General features: G+C 45.2%; 19 protein-coding genes. 13 read left to right on the top strand and 6 right to left on the bottom strand.

What is annotated here, in order from left to right; all coding sequences use genetic code 11:
- Positions 1–160: 160 nt before the first annotated feature.
- A complete protein-coding gene (locus KFE26_RS16625; protein ID WP_168827527.1) occupies positions 161–1,531 on the bottom strand; it encodes an MFS transporter in 1,371 nt (456 codons plus the stop codon).
- 269 nt (positions 1,532–1,800) lie between these two features.
- Here KFE26_RS16625 and KFE26_RS16620 point away from each other — a divergent pair, with 269 nt between their 5' ends.
- The 11 genes from KFE26_RS16620 (at position 1,801) to KFE26_RS16570 (ending at position 11,424) form a co-directional block, all read left to right on the top strand.
- Positions 1,801–2,145, top strand: coding sequence for an ArsC family reductase (locus KFE26_RS16620; protein ID WP_105252601.1), 345 nt, complete (start codon positions 1,801–1,803; stop codon positions 2,143–2,145).
- Positions 2,145–3,284, top strand: a complete 1,140-nt coding sequence (dapE, locus tag KFE26_RS16615) for a succinyl-diaminopimelate desuccinylase (RefSeq protein WP_198573325.1) — start codon at positions 2,145–2,147, stop codon at positions 3,282–3,284. Before KFE26_RS16620 ends, dapE begins: the two co-directional genes overlap by 1 nt.
- Positions 3,278–3,991, top strand: a complete 714-nt coding sequence (locus tag KFE26_RS16610) for a M15 family metallopeptidase (protein WP_212601083.1) — start codon at positions 3,278–3,280, stop codon at positions 3,989–3,991. The genes dapE and KFE26_RS16610 overlap by 7 nt, the downstream gene beginning before the upstream one ends.
- A gap of 148 nt (positions 3,992–4,139) precedes the next feature.
- The gene (locus KFE26_RS16605; RefSeq protein ID WP_212601082.1) at positions 4,140–4,970 is read left to right on the top strand and encodes an alpha/beta fold hydrolase; all 831 of its coding nucleotides are present in this window, start codon (positions 4,140–4,142) and stop codon (positions 4,968–4,970) included.
- A gap of 325 nt (positions 4,971–5,295) precedes the next feature.
- Entirely contained in the window at positions 5,296–6,474 is a 1,179-nt protein-coding gene (locus tag KFE26_RS16600) for a porin (protein ID WP_212601081.1), read from the top strand.
- 10 nt (positions 6,475–6,484) lie between these two features.
- Positions 6,485–6,922, top strand: coding sequence for a phosphate ABC transporter substrate-binding protein (locus tag KFE26_RS16595; RefSeq protein WP_113939603.1), 438 nt, complete (start codon positions 6,485–6,487; stop codon positions 6,920–6,922).
- A gap of 298 nt (positions 6,923–7,220) precedes the next feature.
- Complete coding sequence (can, locus tag KFE26_RS16590) at positions 7,221–7,838, top strand: carbonate dehydratase (RefSeq protein WP_028760064.1); 618 nt, start codon at positions 7,221–7,223, stop codon at positions 7,836–7,838.
- 193 nt (positions 7,839–8,031) lie between these two features.
- On the top strand, positions 8,032–9,219 hold the full coding sequence (kdnA, locus tag KFE26_RS16585) for an 8-amino-3,8-dideoxy-alpha-D-manno-octulosonate transaminase KdnA (RefSeq protein ID WP_028760065.1): 1,188 nt from the start codon (positions 8,032–8,034) through the stop codon (positions 9,217–9,219).
- A gap of 20 nt (positions 9,220–9,239) precedes the next feature.
- Positions 9,240–10,310 carry a 3-deoxy-alpha-D-manno-octulosonate 8-oxidase KdnB gene (kdnB, locus tag KFE26_RS16580; RefSeq protein WP_028760066.1) on the top strand — a complete coding sequence of 357 codons (1,071 nt, stop codon included), beginning with the start codon at positions 9,240–9,242 and terminating at the stop codon, positions 10,308–10,310.
- Between the two features lie 97 nt (positions 10,311–10,407).
- Positions 10,408–11,145: an 8-amino-3,8-dideoxy-manno-octulosonate cytidylyltransferase KdsB gene (kdsB, locus tag KFE26_RS16575; RefSeq protein ID WP_212601080.1), complete on the top strand. Its 738-nt coding sequence runs from the start codon at positions 10,408–10,410 to the stop codon at positions 11,143–11,145.
- A gap of 45 nt (positions 11,146–11,190) precedes the next feature.
- Complete coding sequence (locus KFE26_RS16570) at positions 11,191–11,424, top strand: DUF2897 family protein (protein ID WP_212601079.1); 234 nt, start codon at positions 11,191–11,193, stop codon at positions 11,422–11,424.
- A 188-nt stretch (positions 11,425–11,612) separates the two neighbouring features.
- Here KFE26_RS16570 and KFE26_RS16565 read toward each other — a convergent pair whose 3' ends face one another.
- The 3 genes from KFE26_RS16565 to KFE26_RS16555 all read right to left on the bottom strand — a co-directional run bounded on the left by KFE26_RS16565 (position 11,613) and on the right by KFE26_RS16555 (position 13,617).
- A complete protein-coding gene (locus KFE26_RS16565; RefSeq protein ID WP_212601078.1) occupies positions 11,613–12,080 on the bottom strand; it encodes a hypothetical protein in 468 nt (155 codons plus the stop codon).
- A gap of 311 nt (positions 12,081–12,391) precedes the next feature.
- Complete coding sequence (locus tag KFE26_RS16560) at positions 12,392–13,396, bottom strand: rhodanese-related sulfurtransferase (protein ID WP_212601077.1); 1,005 nt, start codon at positions 13,394–13,396, stop codon at positions 12,392–12,394.
- Between the two features lie 47 nt (positions 13,397–13,443).
- On the bottom strand, positions 13,444–13,617 hold the full coding sequence (locus KFE26_RS16555) for a hypothetical protein (RefSeq protein ID WP_198573292.1): 174 nt from the start codon (positions 13,615–13,617) through the stop codon (positions 13,444–13,446).
- A gap of 144 nt (positions 13,618–13,761) precedes the next feature.
- Between KFE26_RS16555 and KFE26_RS16550 the strand changes: the two genes are divergently transcribed.
- Together KFE26_RS16550 and KFE26_RS24050 are read left to right on the top strand one after the other, a co-directional pair.
- Entirely contained in the window at positions 13,762–14,418 is a 657-nt protein-coding gene (locus KFE26_RS16550) for a glutathione S-transferase (RefSeq protein ID WP_212601076.1), read from the top strand.
- Positions 14,419–14,605: 187 nt separating this feature from the next.
- A complete protein-coding gene (locus KFE26_RS24050; RefSeq protein WP_028760072.1) occupies positions 14,606–14,803 on the top strand; it encodes a hypothetical protein in 198 nt (65 codons plus the stop codon).
- 132 nt (positions 14,804–14,935) lie between these two features.
- On the opposite strand, the gene KFE26_RS16545 is transcribed toward KFE26_RS24050, so the two are convergent.
- Positions 14,936–16,693, bottom strand: a complete 1,758-nt coding sequence (locus tag KFE26_RS16545) for a SulP family inorganic anion transporter (RefSeq protein WP_105252613.1) — start codon at positions 16,691–16,693, stop codon at positions 14,936–14,938.
- Between the two features lie 184 nt (positions 16,694–16,877).
- Positions 16,878–17,504, bottom strand: a complete 627-nt coding sequence (locus tag KFE26_RS16540; protein ID WP_028760074.1) for a LysE family translocator — start codon at positions 17,502–17,504, stop codon at positions 16,878–16,880.
- Positions 17,505–17,560 lie beyond the last annotated feature (56 nt).

Here is a 17,560-nt window from a genome sequence, read left to right as displayed (position 1 = left end):
CCATCATGAGCCAGCCTTTTAAGTTTTGAAAACCAAGCCTATACACGGTATTTGAATTCGCCAACCTGCACCGATACACAGGCTTGAGAGAATCTATTTCGACCATTCTCACGCTAAGCATCACGTTCCCAGCGAATAACGGCTACAGGACTCTAGTAAACTAATCTACTTTGAACATGGCAAAATCGGGGCGCGGCAATTTATCTAAAATACTGTACAGATAAATCACCAATACCGAGAGTAAAGCGCCTGTCAAAAACAGCCACTGACCGCCAAAATGATCCAATATGATGCCACCTCCAAGGGGCGCGAGCGCAAATCCTAAGTCATAGAATGAAGCAGCCCCAAAGTAGGCGCCGCGAAGATGATCAGGGGCTAAGCGGTCGATATGCACATTCATAGTGGGGAACAAAATAGTCTCGGCGACGCTCATCACCACAATCGCACCAATCCAGCCCCAAAATAGATCCAGCGGATTAAATGCCAGCCAGATTTGTGAGCCGATCAGTAATAGCAATCCGATTTGAATCCGTTTGACGAGCGGAAAACGGGCCATGAGTTTCAATAGCAAAAATTGGGTGGAGATAATCACCATAGCATTGGTGAAAATCATGCCAGAAATTAACGTCAGCAAATCAGGCGCACCTGCGCGAGTAAGATATTGGATCAACGAACTGTCCATTTGGGCATAAATGAACATACACAAAATATTGGCAAAAATTAAACATTGCAGCAGTTTATCTTGCAATAGAATGGCGATAATTTGCTTACGGCTCACGACTGCCGCTTTTTTCGTGCTCGCCTCTGCATCAGTCGATAAGCCATTCACACCACGATTAACACCATCACTTGTCATGTCATTTACAAAGTCACTTTCACTGCCACTCGTATCGCCACTTAAATTGTCACTCGATGAGGCGCCAGTCGCCATAGCAGGTTCCTGACGGGTTTGGTGGTTAAATCCCCAATATAACAAGGCCAACAATACGGCAAAGGCCACTGCAGTAAGGTAGAAACTGGATTGCTTGCCCGTAAGACCAAGCCATACCCCCAGCATAGGGCCAACGGCGCAGCCAACGTTGACGATAAAATACAGCGACTGCATCGCCAATTCGCGTGTCTTAGGATCGGCAATAATGTCGCCAATAGCGGCGGATGTCAGCGGTCGCCACAGTGAAGTGGCCATAGAGCACAGGGTCATCACGACCACATACCCCTCGACAGAATTGGCTTCAGCCAATAACGAAAACGAGATGATATAGAGAATGCCCGTCAGGTACATCAGCTTATGACGACCGATTCTGTCGGACAATGAGCTACCAACAAAGCTCGTAAATACCGAAATAATCGCGGCGCTGGACAAGACCATGCCGACCTCAGTGGCACTTAGCGCAAATTTCTCATATAAAATAACGGCTAAGAATGGCCACACCATGTAATAACTGCCACGGGTGATAAAAGACCCAAACAAAAATATCCACATCAAGCGCGGAAATTGCTTAAATCGCTGCAATGAAACATCGCTGTGCATCTTAATCCTTTAAAAGCGCATTGACTTCAATGCTTAAATCAAACTGATTTTAATGAAAAAACAATATATACAAGGCACTTAAGTTAGACAAGTGTTAAAAAGTTAAACCAAAGCAAGTCACCAGCGATTATTATCTCTAGAAAATTAACGTTTTATTAATCACCAGATATCGGCAACACATCCCACTTGTGACATGCGACGCACAATGCCACAATGCCAGCAAAATCAATGCTTGCAAGCCAAGCGTCCATCCACACTGGAGCATCATTTTGACCCTCTACGGTATTAAGAATTGCGATACAGTGCGTAAAGCACGTAAATGGATTGAAAATCATCAACTTCCAGTTCATTTCCATGATTTTAGAGATGACGGCCTACGTCAAGAAGACCTCGAATTCTGGTGTAACACCTCAGGCTGGGAAACCGTATTCAATAAGCGCAGCACGAGCTTTCGTGCGCTCAGTGACGCAGATAAAACCGATATCGATCAAACCAAAGCCATTCAACTTATGCTGACGCAACCGACACTGATCAAACGCCCCGTCTTAGTCGTCGGTGAACAAGTGCTGATTGGTTTTGATGAAGCCGCCTATAAAAGAGTATTCTCAGTATGATGCTTGCCGACAATTATCCCGTTACAGAACTGACAAAAGCGCTGATCGCCCGCCCTTCGGTGACACCGCTTGATGAAGGCTGCCAAACCTTAATGGCTGAAAGACTCAGCGCCATCGGCTTTAATATCGAACCTATGGTATTTGAAGACACCACCAATATGTGGGCTCGCCGTGGTAATGTAGGTCCCGTTTTTTGTTTTGCGGGTCACACAGACGTTGTGCCAACGGGCGATGTGAGTCGCTGGCACACGCCACCTTTTGTGCCCACCATCATTGATGGCTACTTATATGGCCGCGGCGCAGCGGACATGAAAGGCTCACTCGCTGCTATGGTGATTGCCACCGAACGCTTTGTGGCTAAACACCCCAATCATCGTGGCTCTATCGCCTTTTTGATCACCAGCGATGAAGAAGGTCCATTCATCAACGGCACGACGCGAGTCATTGATACCTTAGAAGCGCGCAACGAGAAGATCACCTGGGCATTAGTCGGCGAACCCTCATCAACCCTAAAGCTGGGCGATGTGGTCAAAAATGGTCGCCGCGGCAGCTTAACTGGCAACTTAACCGTGAAAGGCATTCAAGGCCACGTGGCCTATCCACACCTTGCCGATAATCCAATACACAAAGCCGCGCCTTTCTTGGCCGAGCTAAGTCAAATGCACTGGGATAATGGCAATGAGTTTTTCCCACCCACCAGCTTCCAAATCGCCAATATTAATGGCGGCACAGGTGCATCAAATGTGATCCCTGGCGCACTGGAAGTGATGTTTAACTTCCGTTACTCCACCGAAGTGACCGCCGAAATCTTGATTGAGCGAGTTGAAACTCTATTGAAAGCCTATGAGCTAGATTACGATATCAGCTGGATTTTCAATGGCCTACCATTTTTAACCGGTGATGGCCCGTTATTAGATGCAACCCGTATCGCGATCCGCCAAGTCACAGGTTATGAAACCGATCCGCAAACCACTGGCGGCACATCAGACGGTCGCTTTATCGCGCCAACGGGCGCCAAAGTGTTAGAGCTTGGCCCTGTCAACGCCACCATTCATAAAGTGAATGAATGCGTTAAAGTGGACGACCTTGAGCAGTTAGCCCTGTGTTATGAAGTCATTTTGGAACAATTACTGTGTTAGCACATCTGAAGATCCGTCCCGAAACCGCAAAGCTTTACGGCTTAAGCTCCCCTGAATTAGTGGATTATTTAAGCCCGTATCACCTTGGTTATCATAGCTTTGGGTTAGAGGAGAACACAGCTATCGCCTTTAAGTCTATGGCGGCAAAAGCCGAAGATGCGGGCATAAAACTCGCTATTTGCTCGGCTCATCGTCCCTTTGAACGGCAACTGGCGATTTGGAATGCCAAGGCTAGCGGTAAACGCGCGGTATTGGATGCCAATGAGTTACCGGTCAATATTCAGGGCTTAAGTGACGATGCCATAGTTGACTTGATTTTGCTCTGGTCGGCGTTGCCCGGCGCTTCACGCCACCATTGGGGTACCGATCTCGATGTGTTCGATGCGGCTCAAATTGATGTTAAAACCCTGCGCCTTGTTGAAGCTGAATATGTTCAGGATGGTCCCTGCGCTAAATTGCATGCTTGGCTGGTAGAAAATGCCCATGATTTTGGCTTTTACTTCCCGTTTCAGCAGGGACAAAGTGCGGTAAGTCCTGAGCCTTGGCATATCAGCTATTTCCCTGTAGCGCAGTTATTGTTGCCACAATTCGATCGTGCCGAACTGGCAATCCTGTTAGAAAACAGTGATATGTTGCTAAAAGATGCAGTACTCGCCCGATTAGACAGTCTAATAGATGAATACGTGCTGCGTATCGCTCAGCCCTAATCACGAAATACTCGCAAAGATCAGTCAATAAAGGTTAAGCATAGCGCTATATCGTCAAAATGGGCGCCAAAATGGGCGCCAAAATGGGCGCCAAAATGGGCGCCAAAATGCGGTTTAACACAATGATATATTTGATTAAGTAGGTTTTATGGATTTTTCTTCACACCGTCAGCAGCTTGTTATTACCGATCGAAAATTAAGTTACCTTGATGTCGGCTCAGGCCCTGTATTGTTGTTTGGGCACAGTTATTTATGGGATAGCGCTATGTGGGCGCCTCAAATTGCCACCTTAAGCGCCCAGTATCGCTGCATAGTGCCTGAACTTTGGGGCCATGGTCAGTCAGATTTACTGCCCAATAACTGCAAAACGCTACTCGATATTGCCGATCAAATGCTTGAGCTAATGGATGCTCTTGAGATAACTCACTTTAGTGTTGTCGGACAATCTGTCGGTGCTATGTGGGGCGCAGAATTGGTACTGAAAGCACCAACAAGAGTTAAAACCCTCGTTATGCTCAACAGTTTTATCGGCTTCGAACCCGAAGTCACCCGTGCGAAATATGATGGCATGCTGGATATGATTACCGCCGCTAAGGCGATCCCTGCGCCGCTGATCAGTGCGATTTCACCTTTATTCTTCGCCAATGATGCCGCAAATAACACTCCCGAACTGGTTACGGACTTTGAACAGTCACTTGCCAGTATCACAGCGGAGCAAATCCCCACGATAGTTAAACTTGGACGAATGATTTTTGGTCGTCGCGATACCATGGAATACGCCGAGCAATTGACGCTACCCTGCCTCATCATGGCTGGCGTGGAAGATAAGGCCCGCAGCGTATTGGAAAGTTACCTGATGAGTGATGCCATTGACGGCAGCCAACTTGTGCATATTCCTGCGGCAGGACACATATCAACTCTCGAACAAGCGGAATTTATTAACCAACATTTAGCCGATTTTCTGGCTAAACATTATTAATCAATCGCTAAATCTACGCTTCAAGGTGCGAAAACTCGCATCTTGAAGATGAGTATTTCTACTTAGCACATGTTACCAAGATGTGCTTATATCAATATTGCTCACCCATACTTAATTCCTATTTTATGGATAAATACATTAGGCTTTACTTTATTAAAGTCTGTTATTGAGCACACCACATTTCATTAAACTCACCTGTGAAACCTCTATTAACAAGTAAAGACGTTGTTTTTGTTCCAAGCGGCTTAAAAAATGTTGCACAAAGGTGAAATCTACTAATTATCAACTACCTTTATACTGTATTCCCTCAACAAGGTATTCTGCCATGAGAAAAAGTACAGTTGCCCTCTGCGTATTCAGCACACTTTATATGCCGTCTCTTTATGCCGATGTTCAAATAAATGGATTTGCCTCTATTGTCGCGGGCTCAAGTCTAAGTGACGATAAAAGCTATTATGGTTACGACAAAGAACTCGATTTTAATAATGATTCCAAAGTTGCCTTACAATTTACCGCCGATCTTGGTAGTGGCTTAAGAGCTACTGCACAAGTGCTATCCAGAGGCAGTAACGATTATAGCGCTGAATTCGAATGGGCTTATATCTCCTATGACATCAGCGACAAACTTATGCTTATGGCAGGTCGCCAACGTTTTAATCTCTATAAATACTCCGATTATATTGATGTAGGCTATGCCTATCACTGGATCACTCCGCCCCGCGGAGTTTATTCACTGCCATTTAATTCAGGTGAAGGTGTAGGCTTAGTTTATGCCGATTTATGGGGCGATACCGAAGTAGGTTTGACCTATAAATACATTACCACTTCAGTTTCTGACTACTCGCCTACAGGTTCATCAACACCTCCTGCGCCCTTCTCCGCCGAGGGCCACATAATGAACTTTAACTTTGTAACCTATGGGTTTGAGTACGGTTTAAATATTGGCATAGTTACCGATTTCTCCTACGAATTACCCGCACTGCTTGGCTTAGGTAATGCAATTTCTCAAACCGGACTCTTTACTCAGCAAGTAGTTGATGATCTTTTACCGATTAATGACAGCGCGTTACTCATTGGCGCTAACATTAAATATGATGCTGAAAAATGGTTTATTTTGGCCGAATACACACGAATTGATGTCGATCCCAGTAGCTTTAATATTCAAGATTCAGCCTTTGTTTCCGGCGGGATCCGCTATCACGATTTCACCTTCCACTTAACCTACGGTATTGATAAAGGTGAGCCCCAATACGATGCCTATGACGCTATGTTACCTGTTTACAATGGTCTGCCACCGGCAAACCAAGCTGCACTCGCACCGCTTGTTTTTGGAACACAAGCGGCGCTTGAAGCACAGCAGGAAGACAGCGCCTACTACATCATAGGCACCCGCTGGGATTTCCATCCTTCTGCCGCACTGAAACTAGAGTACACCAACTACAGTAACGACAAACCGTCCTCCGATGAACAGTTGCTGAGTATGGCAATAGACTTAGTTTTTTAAGGAGTTAAGCATGAAACTATTAATAAGTTCTCGGTTGATGATAAAAACCTTAGTCGCCAGTGTGCTTCTACTTGGCAGTGCCTGTGTTCAAGCCGAAATTGCCGTCGTGGTGCACCCTTCTAATACGTCAGAAATTAGCGCTGCGGATATTTCACGGATCTATTTAGGCAAACTCAAGTCTTTCCCCAGTGGTGGCACTGTCGTCGCACTCGATCAACCTGAAGGCACGCCCGCACGTGATGCATTTGTTAAACAGATCCTTAATAAAACCGAGAGTCAGTTAAAAGCCTATTGGTCAAAACTGGTCTTTTCAGGCCAAGGTCAACCGCCCAAAGTCGTCGACTCCAGCGCTGAAATGCTCGCATTGATTGCCGCCAATCCCAATATGATCGGATTTGTTGACGTCAGCGAAGTCAACGATAGCGTGAAAGTGATCAGTAAGTTCTAACCCATACTGCATCATCCTTGTCCGCCTTAATCTTTGGCGGACAAGGTTTCCACTCAGCATTAGCGCGATATAAACAACAAGCACATTATCAAATGGTTCTTGAACCCTCAGAGAGGGCTTATCCATTTGCAGTACTATTAAGAAAAAATAATCTCGATTTTTCAATATCCTGATTCAAACCTTAATTGGATAGACCAGCAGAGCCAAATTTGCTGGTATACTCTTGCTAAAAATGTGCTGCTTGCATGAATTAGAGCATGAGAAGACATTTTATATGTCAATAAAACAATAGGTTAAAATGAAACTACTCAAACCTTTATTCGACAATAACCGCCGCTGGGCCGGACGTATACGCCAAGAAAATCCTGATTTTTTTGAACAATTAGCGAAACAGCAACATCCTGAATACCTGTGGATTGGCTGTTCAGATAGTCGCGTACCCTCAAACCAAATCATTGATCTTATGCCCGGTGAAGTCTTTGTTCACCGTAATATCGCCAACATGGTGATCCATACCGATCTTAACTGCTTATCTGTACTGCAATACGCCGTCGATGTGCTCAAGGTGAAGCATATTATGGTGGTGGGTCACTACGGTTGTGGTGGTGTGCGCGCGGCCATGGGTCAGCAACGCTTAGGACTCATCGATAACTGGCTCGGGCATTTACGTGATATCTATCGTATTTATCAGGAAGAATTACAACAGATGGACGAAGCCAAACGTTTTGATCGCCTGTGCGAGCTAAACGTGATTGAGCAGGTTGCTAATGTGACCAGTTCAACCATAGTGCAAGAAGCTTGGGATCGCGGCCAAGAAGTGGCGGTACACGGCTGGATTTACGGCATTGATAACGGTTTACTGACAGATTTAGATGTCACGGTTGACCGTGAACATGGTTTAGCCAATCCACGCTAACAGCCTGAATATAGGCTTTTAACCCTTAGCTGAGTGTCATCTATGCTCAGATAAAACCTGCCCCTGTGCAGGTTTTTCTTTTTCCATGACAATTTTCAGCAATAAAACATCGCAAGGGTCTATTACGCCAGTTATAATCCGCCAGTTAATTGCAGGCGACCTATGCGCCACAAATTCTAAGGAGATACCTTCCATGCCCGGTTTTGAATTATTTGGTCCTGAAGAGAAGCAGGAAGTCGCTGACGTTATGGAAAACGGTTTTACCTTCCGTTACAACTTCGACCATATGCGTAATGATCGCTGGAAGACGCGCGATATGGAGCAACTACTGTGCGAGAAGATGAACGTGAAGCATGCTCACCTTTTATCAAGCGGTACTGCTGCGCTGCAAACGGCCATGATGGCTGCAGGCATTGGTGCTGGCGATGAAGTTATCGTGCCACCTTTTACCTTTGTTGCCTCAGTTGAAGCGATTTTTATGGCAGGCGCGATTCCGATTTTTGCCGAAATCGATGAGACATTGTGTTTATCTCCAGAAGGTATCGAAGCCGCGATTACCCCACGCACTAAAGCCATCAACTTAGTGCACATGTGCGGTTCTATGGCGAAGATGGACGAGATCAAAGCCGTCTGTAAAAAACATAACTTACTGATTTTAGAAGATGCTTGCCAAGCCATCGGTGGTAGCTACAAGGGTCAAGCCCTAGGTACTATCGGTGATGTGGGTTGTTACTCATTCGATTCAGTCAAAACCATCACCTGTGGTGAAGGTGGCGCTGTGATCACTAACAACACAGAAATCTACAACAACGCGCACATGTTCTCCGATCACGGCCATGACCACATTGGTAAAGACCGCGGCGCTGAATCACACCCTATCATTGGCTTGAACTTCCGTATTTCGGAAATGAATGCCGCCTTAGGGTTAGCGCAGTTACGTAAACTCGATACCATTATCGATATTCAACGTAAAAACAAAAAGACCATTAAAGATGCAATGGCCGCTATTCCAGAAGTCACCTTCCGCCAGATCCCAGATCCCGAAGGCGACTCGGCTGGCTTCTTAACCTTTATGTTGCCAACCGAAGCGCGCACGCAAGAAATCAGCAAAAAACTGGCTGAAAACGGCGTTGATGGTTGCTTCTACTGGTATGTAAACAACTGGCATTATTTGAAAAACTGGAAACACATTCAGGAGCTTAAGGCATCTGCTGCGTTGCCAATCACATTAATCGCCGACAGACCTGACTATACTCAAGTTTCTGTGCCTAAATCCGATGCCATTATGAGCCGCACGATTTCTATGCTCATCAAGTTGTCTTGGACCGATGCTCAGATCGCCGAGCGTATCGAAAACATCAAGAAAGCATTTGCCCAATAATTCTACGGGAGTTTGTTGCAATGAGTTTTAAGAATTTTAAAGTAGTTGAAAAAATGATCTTCGGCCGTGGCTCATTCGTCCAATTGGATGAAGTGTTAGCTGCTGAACGTAAAACCGCCGACGACTTCGTGGTGTTTTTAGTCGATGACGTGCATCAAGGCAAAGCCCTTGAGGGCCGCATTCCAGCTAAAGCACAAGACATGATAATTTGGGTTAACGTTGATGAAGAGCCAAGCACAATTCAAATCGATGCCCTGACTGAACAAGTTCAAGCTTTCAATAGCAAACTGCCAGTGAGCGTCGTCGGTTTAGGTGGCGGTTCAACCATGGACGTAGCTAAAGCGGTATCGCTGATGCTGACAAACCCAGGTGGCTCTGCTATGTATCAAGGTTGGGACTTAATCAAGAACCCAGCGGTACACCACATTGGTATCCCAACGATTTCTGGTACTGGTGCAGAAGCGTCACGCACCGCCGTATTATGTGGTCCAGTACGTAAGCTAGGCCTGAACTCAGATTACACAGTATTCGATCAAATCATCATGGATTCTGAGTTAATCGAAGGCGTAGAAACGGACCAATGGTTCTATACAGGTATGGATTGCTATATCCACTGTGTTGAATCTTTACAAGGTACCTTCTTAAACGAGTTCTCTAAATCCTACGCTGAAAAAGCGATGGATTTATGTCGCCAAGTGTACTTAGACGACCACGTAGAAAAAGACGACAAGCTAATGATGGCGTCTTTCATGGGCGGCATGAGCATAGCTTATAGCCAAGTGGGTGCCTGTCATGCGGTTTCTTACGGTCTGTCCTATATCCTGGGTTACCACCACGGTATCGGCAACTGTATCGCCTTTGATGTGTTAGAAGAATTCTATCCAGAAGGCGTTGAAGAGTTCCGTCTGATGATGAAGAAACATAACATCACACTGCCGAAGAACATCTGTAAAGATCTGCCAGACGAAACCATAGCGAAAATGGTTGCCGTGACTAAGAGCATGGGTCCACTATGGGCTAACGTTTACGGCGCGGGTTGGGAAGAGAAAGTCACAGATGAAATGTTGACTGCCCTGTTCCGTCGTATCTAAGCTCTAACACATGTTAAAAGGGCTCAATTGTGAGCCCTTTTGTCTATATGCATTGTATCTCTACACTGTATATCTTTGATAAAAGTAGGATAATTTGATGAATGTGACTCTGTTAATCCCGGCTCGTTACGGTTCAAGCCGCTTCCCGGGCAAACCCTTAGCCCCGATTAACGGCAAGCCAATGATCCAACACGTGTATGAACGCGCGTCGTTAGCCAAAGGCCTCACCAATATTTATGTCGCTACCGATGATGACCGCATTAAAGCGGCCGTTGAAGGTTTTGGCGGCAAAGTGGTCATGACCAGCCCAGATGCAGCCTCGGGTACAGATCGTATCAATGATGCAATAAACCAACTGAGCCTGAAAGATGACGACTTAGTGATCAACCTACAGGGTGATCAACCTCTTATTGACCCAACCTCTATCGAGCAAGTCATCAGCCTCTTCGAGCGTCACCCTGGTGAGTTTGAAATGGCCACCTTAGGCTTTGAAATCGTCAATAAAGCCGAGCTTGACGATCCTATGCATGTGAAGATGGTGTTCGATAACAACAACTACGCCTTGTATTTCTCTCGTTCGCGTATTCCTTTTGGCCGCGATACTCAAGATTACCCCGTTTATAAGCACTTAGGTGTGTATGCTTATACACGCAAATTCGTACAGGCCTTCGCCGCCCTACCATTAGGTCGTCTAGAAGATCTGGAAAAACTCGAGCAATTACGTGCATTAGAGTACGGCCATAAAATCAAAATCGCCATTAGCGCCTTTGATTCTATTGAAGTGGATACGCCAGAAGACATTCGTAAATGTGAGCAACGTTTAGCGGTTGATTAATCGCCCGTTAGGTGTGCGCGAGTCAATTCGAAACAGGAGCTGAGTATGTCGACCTTAGAAGTCTGGATCATTATTATTTTGATCGTCGGTGTCATCGCCAGCAATCTTGCTGCGTTGAAGTACAGTGCTAAGTTCAAACTGCCGCAGTTCGGTCAACATGGTAAAGATAAGCAGATAAAGCCAGGTACTACGAAGGCTTCGGCAGCAGACAATGATGCCGATGCGGCTTCAAACAAGCCAAGTTCAGCGGACTCAGAACCCAATAAAGCAGATAAGTAAAACTGAGCCACCTAGGGGCTAAACTCAATGGCGGCTTTTAAAGAGTGAGTCTAAAGATCGCTCTTGAACACGCCTTTTAAAGACTGTGCTATAAACACTGAGCAATGACGCTCGCAAACATAGAAAAGGCGCCACAGGCGCCTTTTTTGTCTCTCAAATAACAAGCTAGCCAATACCACTCATCAGCCTTAGGCTTTTTTCGCTGATGTGCGACTCAATGGCTGCTCCTCAAGGTGCGCCACTAAAAAGACTAAAAAGCGAAACAGGGATTTAATCTTAAGATCATGATTTTTATTGGACTCAGCCGCGACTAACTTCTGCAGTGATTTAATTCTAGCGTAAGCATTCTCGACTAAAGCGTCGTTCTCTTTACCGACATATTTATTAAATTCGGCAAATTCACCAATAAATTTCAGTGTCACTTTACGGTTATTTAACGCAGTGAGTGCAGCGCCCTCTTTCAGTTTTGCCTCAAAAATACTGCATTCTAAACCGCTGGCGATCGCGCTTTGCGATAAACCGCTGCTTAAGGCATCGGCCAGAAAACCCAAATTGGCTTTTAACTCAAAGGCAATCGCCTGCTTACTGGCGCTTGATTGCTGCCAGCGACTGCGTTCCTTATCGAAAATATCGTATAGCTCTTTCCAAATGCTCATGCGCTTTGCCTACCTTGCACTGAATCGCTCCTTTCGCGTTATAGCACTCGACTTTTTTTAAATGCTAGCGTTGTTAATACTAACATTTTTAATACTAGCGACTGAAAGTTATCATAAATTTAAGGTTTTCGGCATAGCGCTATGATAAATAATGAGTTAAATAATGGCCTAAAAGCACATTCACGCTAAAACTAAAATCGGCATAAAAAAATGGCCCGAACGAGTCGGGCCAGAGTGCGAGCTGCCTGAGTACGAAATGAGCTCAGTGCGAACTCATGACTAACTCACTACTCATCTAATTGCATATAAAGTTAAAGCGCTTGCGATTTTTTCGCGTTATTTTTCTCGGCGGCGAGTCGACGCTGCGCTTCTTTTTTCTCACGGCGCGCTTCAATCACTTGATTTACATCGCTACCGATATGCGCTTCGTTACGGGCTTTTGCCAGATTAACTTGGCGCTCACGCTCAACGAAACGTTTACGCTGCTCGTCAGAAATTTTATCGATACAATGTGGGCAACTGACACCTTGCAGATAGGCAGGACTCTGTTTTTCAGCTTCGGTGATTGGCATACGGCAAGCATTACATTGATCGTATTGGCCTTTCTTCAAGTCATGGTTCACTGCAACGCGGTTATCAAATACAAAGCACTCGCCTTCCCACAAACTTTCTTCCGCTTTCACTTCTTCAAGGTATTTAAGAATACCACCTTCGAGATGATAGACCTCGTCAAAGCCTTGCTCTTTTAAATAAGCAGTTGATTTCTCACAGCGAATACCGCCAGTACAGAACATGGCGACCTTCTTATGTTTAGCAGGATCAAGATTCTGCTTCACATATTCAGGGAATTCTCTGAAGGTTTCAGTCACAGGATTAATAGCATTTTTGAAAGTGCCGATTTGCACTTCATAGTCATTACGGGTGTCGACTAAAATCACGTCAGGATCCGAAATGAGCGCATTCCAATCTTGAGGCTTCACATAGGTGCCGACCACTTTAAGCGGGTCTATACCTTCAACGCCCATAGTCACGATTTCATTTTTCAGCTTGACTTTAGTGCGGTAGAACGGCATTTCATCGTCAAATGATAACTTGTGAACGATATTGTCTAGGCCATTTTGACTGTTGAGCCACACTAATAACGCTTCAATAGCTTCTTGAGTGCCAGCAACTGTGCCATTGATCCCTTCACTTGCGAGGAGCAGAGTGCCTTTGATCTCGGCCTGTTCCATCATAGCGAGCAATGGCGCTCGGATAGATTCAAAATGCGGTAACGACACGAATTTATATAACGCACATACGACAACTTTAGCCATAACACCCTCTTTGCTGGCTGGAACTTAATTTCCAGTGCATAAACAAATCAATCATCTGCAGCCTTGCTGCAGATCCCAAAAATAGCGCGGAATTCTACCTGAGTCACAGCAAGATAAACACAGATAAAATACAAGGTCTTTAATTCTTTACGCACAGTGGTGAGAAAAATCATTCTATGATGGCAAATTAAGCAGAAATCCCAGTATGAAAGCGTTACCATCTGCGCCCTTTGAATATTGCATGATTGGCACGCAACATTCGCATTGGCATACTCGCGTCGTCAATAAGCATGCATAAACATGCTGACGTCAGCTTTAGTCGCATCAACTTCCACGCATGGCGCCGCACAGTAGAGGAAATCCGAATGACTCTAGCCGTCTTATACACCTTCCGCCGTTGCCCCTATGCAATGCGAGCACGTTTGGGACTCTTATTAGCCCAATGCAATGTTGAAGTCCGTGAAATCACCCTTAAAGCCAAACCACCACAAATGCTAGTGGCCTCACCTAAGGGGACTGTGCCAGTATTAGTGCTAGCGAACGGTGAGGTGATTGCCGAAAGTCTTGAGATCATGCGCTGGGCACTCACGCAAGCAGATCCCTTAGAGCTATTGTGTCAGCAAAGTCCTGCTATTGAAGATAAAATGGCACAACTTATCGCGCACAATGATCAGCAATTTAAACCATGGCTTGACCGCTATAAATATGCCGACCGTTACCCTGAGCAAACGCAAGCTTATTATTATCAGCAGGCGAGTTATTTCCTCCTGCAACTTGAAACATGCTTAGGGCAACACCCCTTTTTAGTCGCCGATACACCTCGCCTTGCCGACTACGCAATCGTACCTTTTGTACGCCAGTTTGCCGCAGTGGATCTTAAATGTGCACTTAGTGATGATTTTCCGCGAGTCGCCGTTTGGCTAAATCGACTTATTTCGAGTGAAATATTTATTCGTGCGATGGAAAAATATGTGATCTGGGACGCTAGCCATTCTCCAATTTGCTTGTTAGGAGACGTGTAAGCCAATAAGATTTAAAGATTATTTTTATTTTATGTTATAGCCATCGGTAAAATATTCGAGTAAGGTATTTACCACTAGGTAACTAATTTAGCTAATCGTAGCTAGACAATCTTCTCAAGAAAAGTAACCACGCCTAAAGACTCAAGGACGTGAATGATAGAACACAAGGATAAGACAGTTGGAAAATATGGATATTAATATCGTTATTATGCTTGGGGGCCTAGTGCTATTGCATTGTCTATTTGCCCTTCGGGCTTTCAAGAGTAAAGTGGATCTCAGCACTAACAAAAAGTGCTTATGGTGCCTACTGAGTCTGATACTCGGCCCTATGGGTTATTATGGTTTTCACGGTTTTATTCCCCTAGATAGAATTCTCAAAGACTAAACGGTAAAACTGAATACCTTCAAAAATAAGTCATACCATTGATTTACTTATCAAATTAAGACAAAAAAATAGCGCAACCTTAAGCTGCGCTATTTTATGACCCAGTTTAATCAAACAAGGCATTACAGTTAACTACAAATGACTGTGCAACAATACCGAGTCATCAGGAACTTTTTGGATCACAGGCGCTTGCCCTTCAGCCAAGGCTTGTTTATAGCTTTGATTCATTTTAAGGGCGAGATACAAATCTGGCCGGATCAAAATACCACCTTCCCCTGTCTGCATGCCCGCTTGCTCAAACCAACTCAGCATCTGCCGTTTACGTCCCGCAAGCACTAAACGAACGCCACGTTTTTTAAGCAGTTGATGTAAATCAGCCAACATGGCCATCACACTTAAATCCAAATGGGTAAAACAAGGCACTGCATCAATAATGATGCAATCGACCGGCTCAGATTCCCGAATAAACTTTTCCAGTAAACGGCGCTTAAAATACGTCGCATTAAAGTAAGTTAACGGCGAATTAAAGCGATATATAAATACTCCTGGAACCGATTTAGCTTTACCCGATTCATCGACACTGCGGATAACGCCCTTATGATCTAAACCAAGCACTTGATCCGTAGGCCGCATCACAGTAGCGAGGAACTGGAATAAACCCAGTAATACAGCCAAGGTTATCCCAGGGATAACCCCAATAAACAACACAGAGAACAAGGTGATACAGGCAAGTAGAAAAGCAGACCTATCCCGCACTCGCAGATTCCACAGTGACTTTAAATCGATAAGCGAGATAGAGGCAATCACCAGCACTACACCTAAGGCGGCACTGGGGATAAACTTCAAAGGCGCAGTGAAAAATAGCGCCACAACACCAATCAATACCGCCGCAATGATAGACACTAACTGGCTCTTACCACCATTGGCATCATTAACCGCAGTGCGGGAATCCGCGCCGCTCACCGCAAAACCTTGAGATATGGCAGACGCTATATTGGCTATTCCTAATGCCCTGAACTCTTTATCGGCATCTATATCGTAACCGTTTTTTGCCGCAAAGCTTCGAGCCGTCAACATCATGCTCACAAAGCTCACCATGGCTAAGTTAAGCGCTGGTACCACAAGCTCACGGGCGATACCTAAATCAAATACAGGCGCTTGGAATGAAGGTAATCCAGAGGTCACTTCTCCGACGACGCTAATATCAAAGCTCGTCAGGTTAAACACCCAAACAAGGAAAGCCGCCATCGCCATTGCGCACATAGAAGCAGGCCATTGGGGACGAAACCGTTTCACTAAGGCATAAGTCGCTAGCGTCACAATCCCCATAGTCAATGTCGGCCAATGGGTTTTGGATAAGTAGGAAGGCGCACCGCTGAGGCGCTCAATTAAATAGCGCTCATCGAAGGTAAAACCGAAGATTTTTGAAAACTGTCCCACGATAATGGTAATTGCAACGCCATTAAGCAGCCCCATCAAAATCGGCTTTGATAGAAAATCGGCGAGCACCCCCAGCCTAAAACGACTCGCAATCAAGCACCAAAAGCCTGTCATGGCCGTCATGGTCATCACTAACTGCCAGTGCTTCATGCTATCCCCTGCAGCTAGGGGCGTGACAACCGCGGCGATAACAGCACAAGTCGCCGCATCTGGACCCACGATTAATTGTTTTGAGGTGCCAAATAGTGCGTATACCAACATTGGTAATACGCAGGAATACAAACCCACGGCAGCATTCACACCTGTGAGCTGGGCATAAGCAATCGCTACGGGTAATGCCACAGCGGCAACGGATAAGCCTGCGCGCACATCATCCCTAAGCCATTGCTTTTCATATTGTAATAATTGCGCCAATCCCGGCATAAACGAAATCAAACTAGGGAACTTCACTCGGCAACCTCCATATACACACTATCAAGATAAGCAACAAGTATAACTGAGACTGAAAATGTTCAGCTAAAAGGTCATTACCTAAAAAGCCATCAATAGTATGTTGGTTATGGCATAAAGCCAATCATTACGCGAGTGTCTTCCTCAGAATATTTATAGGCTTAGGCACTTAATTCAAGCCAAGCTAGCGTAATATCATAGGTAATGACACTAAGAGCAAGCTGCCCATAAACCAATTAAAATGGCGCTTACGTCTATCGGTATTGAGTTTCTTACTGATCGCTGCACCGACAAATACCCAAGTAAATGATGCAGGAAATCCCACTATGTTGAACATTAATACGCCAAGAAACGCACTCAACCAAAAGCCATCGCCACTTAATGTAAAAGCGCTACACAGGGTAATCGTCGACATCCAAGATTTAGGGTTAATCCATTGAAATAATGCAGCTTCAATGAGCGTCATAGGTTTTCGTCCATCATCCAAATGCGTGCTCTGCACTGGCGACGTCACTAATTTGTACGCGAGATACAGCAAATATGCTAAAGCGAAATATTTCAATACTTGGTGCAAGACCGGTAATGCTTCAAACAAGGTACCGAGGCCGAATAATACCGCAAGATGTAAAGAGGTCGAACCCAAGCGGATCCCTGCAATATGTGGCACGGTACGCAGCACACCAAAATGCGCTCCAGAGCTAGCTAAGAGAATATTGTTCGGTCCAGGAGTCATTGTCATAGTAGCGCAAAACAGCGCGGTCGAGGCCATTAAAGTCCATAATTGTGGGTCATAAAGCAGTGCAGTATTCATATTCGCCTTAAATTGTATGCATACATTTGTTGACATAAAAAGATGCAATAAATAAT

The sequence above is a fragment of the Shewanella sp. M16 genome, assembly GCF_018224605.1.
Taxonomy (GTDB): domain Bacteria; phylum Pseudomonadota; class Gammaproteobacteria; order Enterobacterales; family Shewanellaceae; genus Shewanella; species Shewanella oncorhynchi.
Note: the sequence above shows the minus strand (reverse complement) of the source record. Positions and strands in the feature narration are given on the sequence as shown.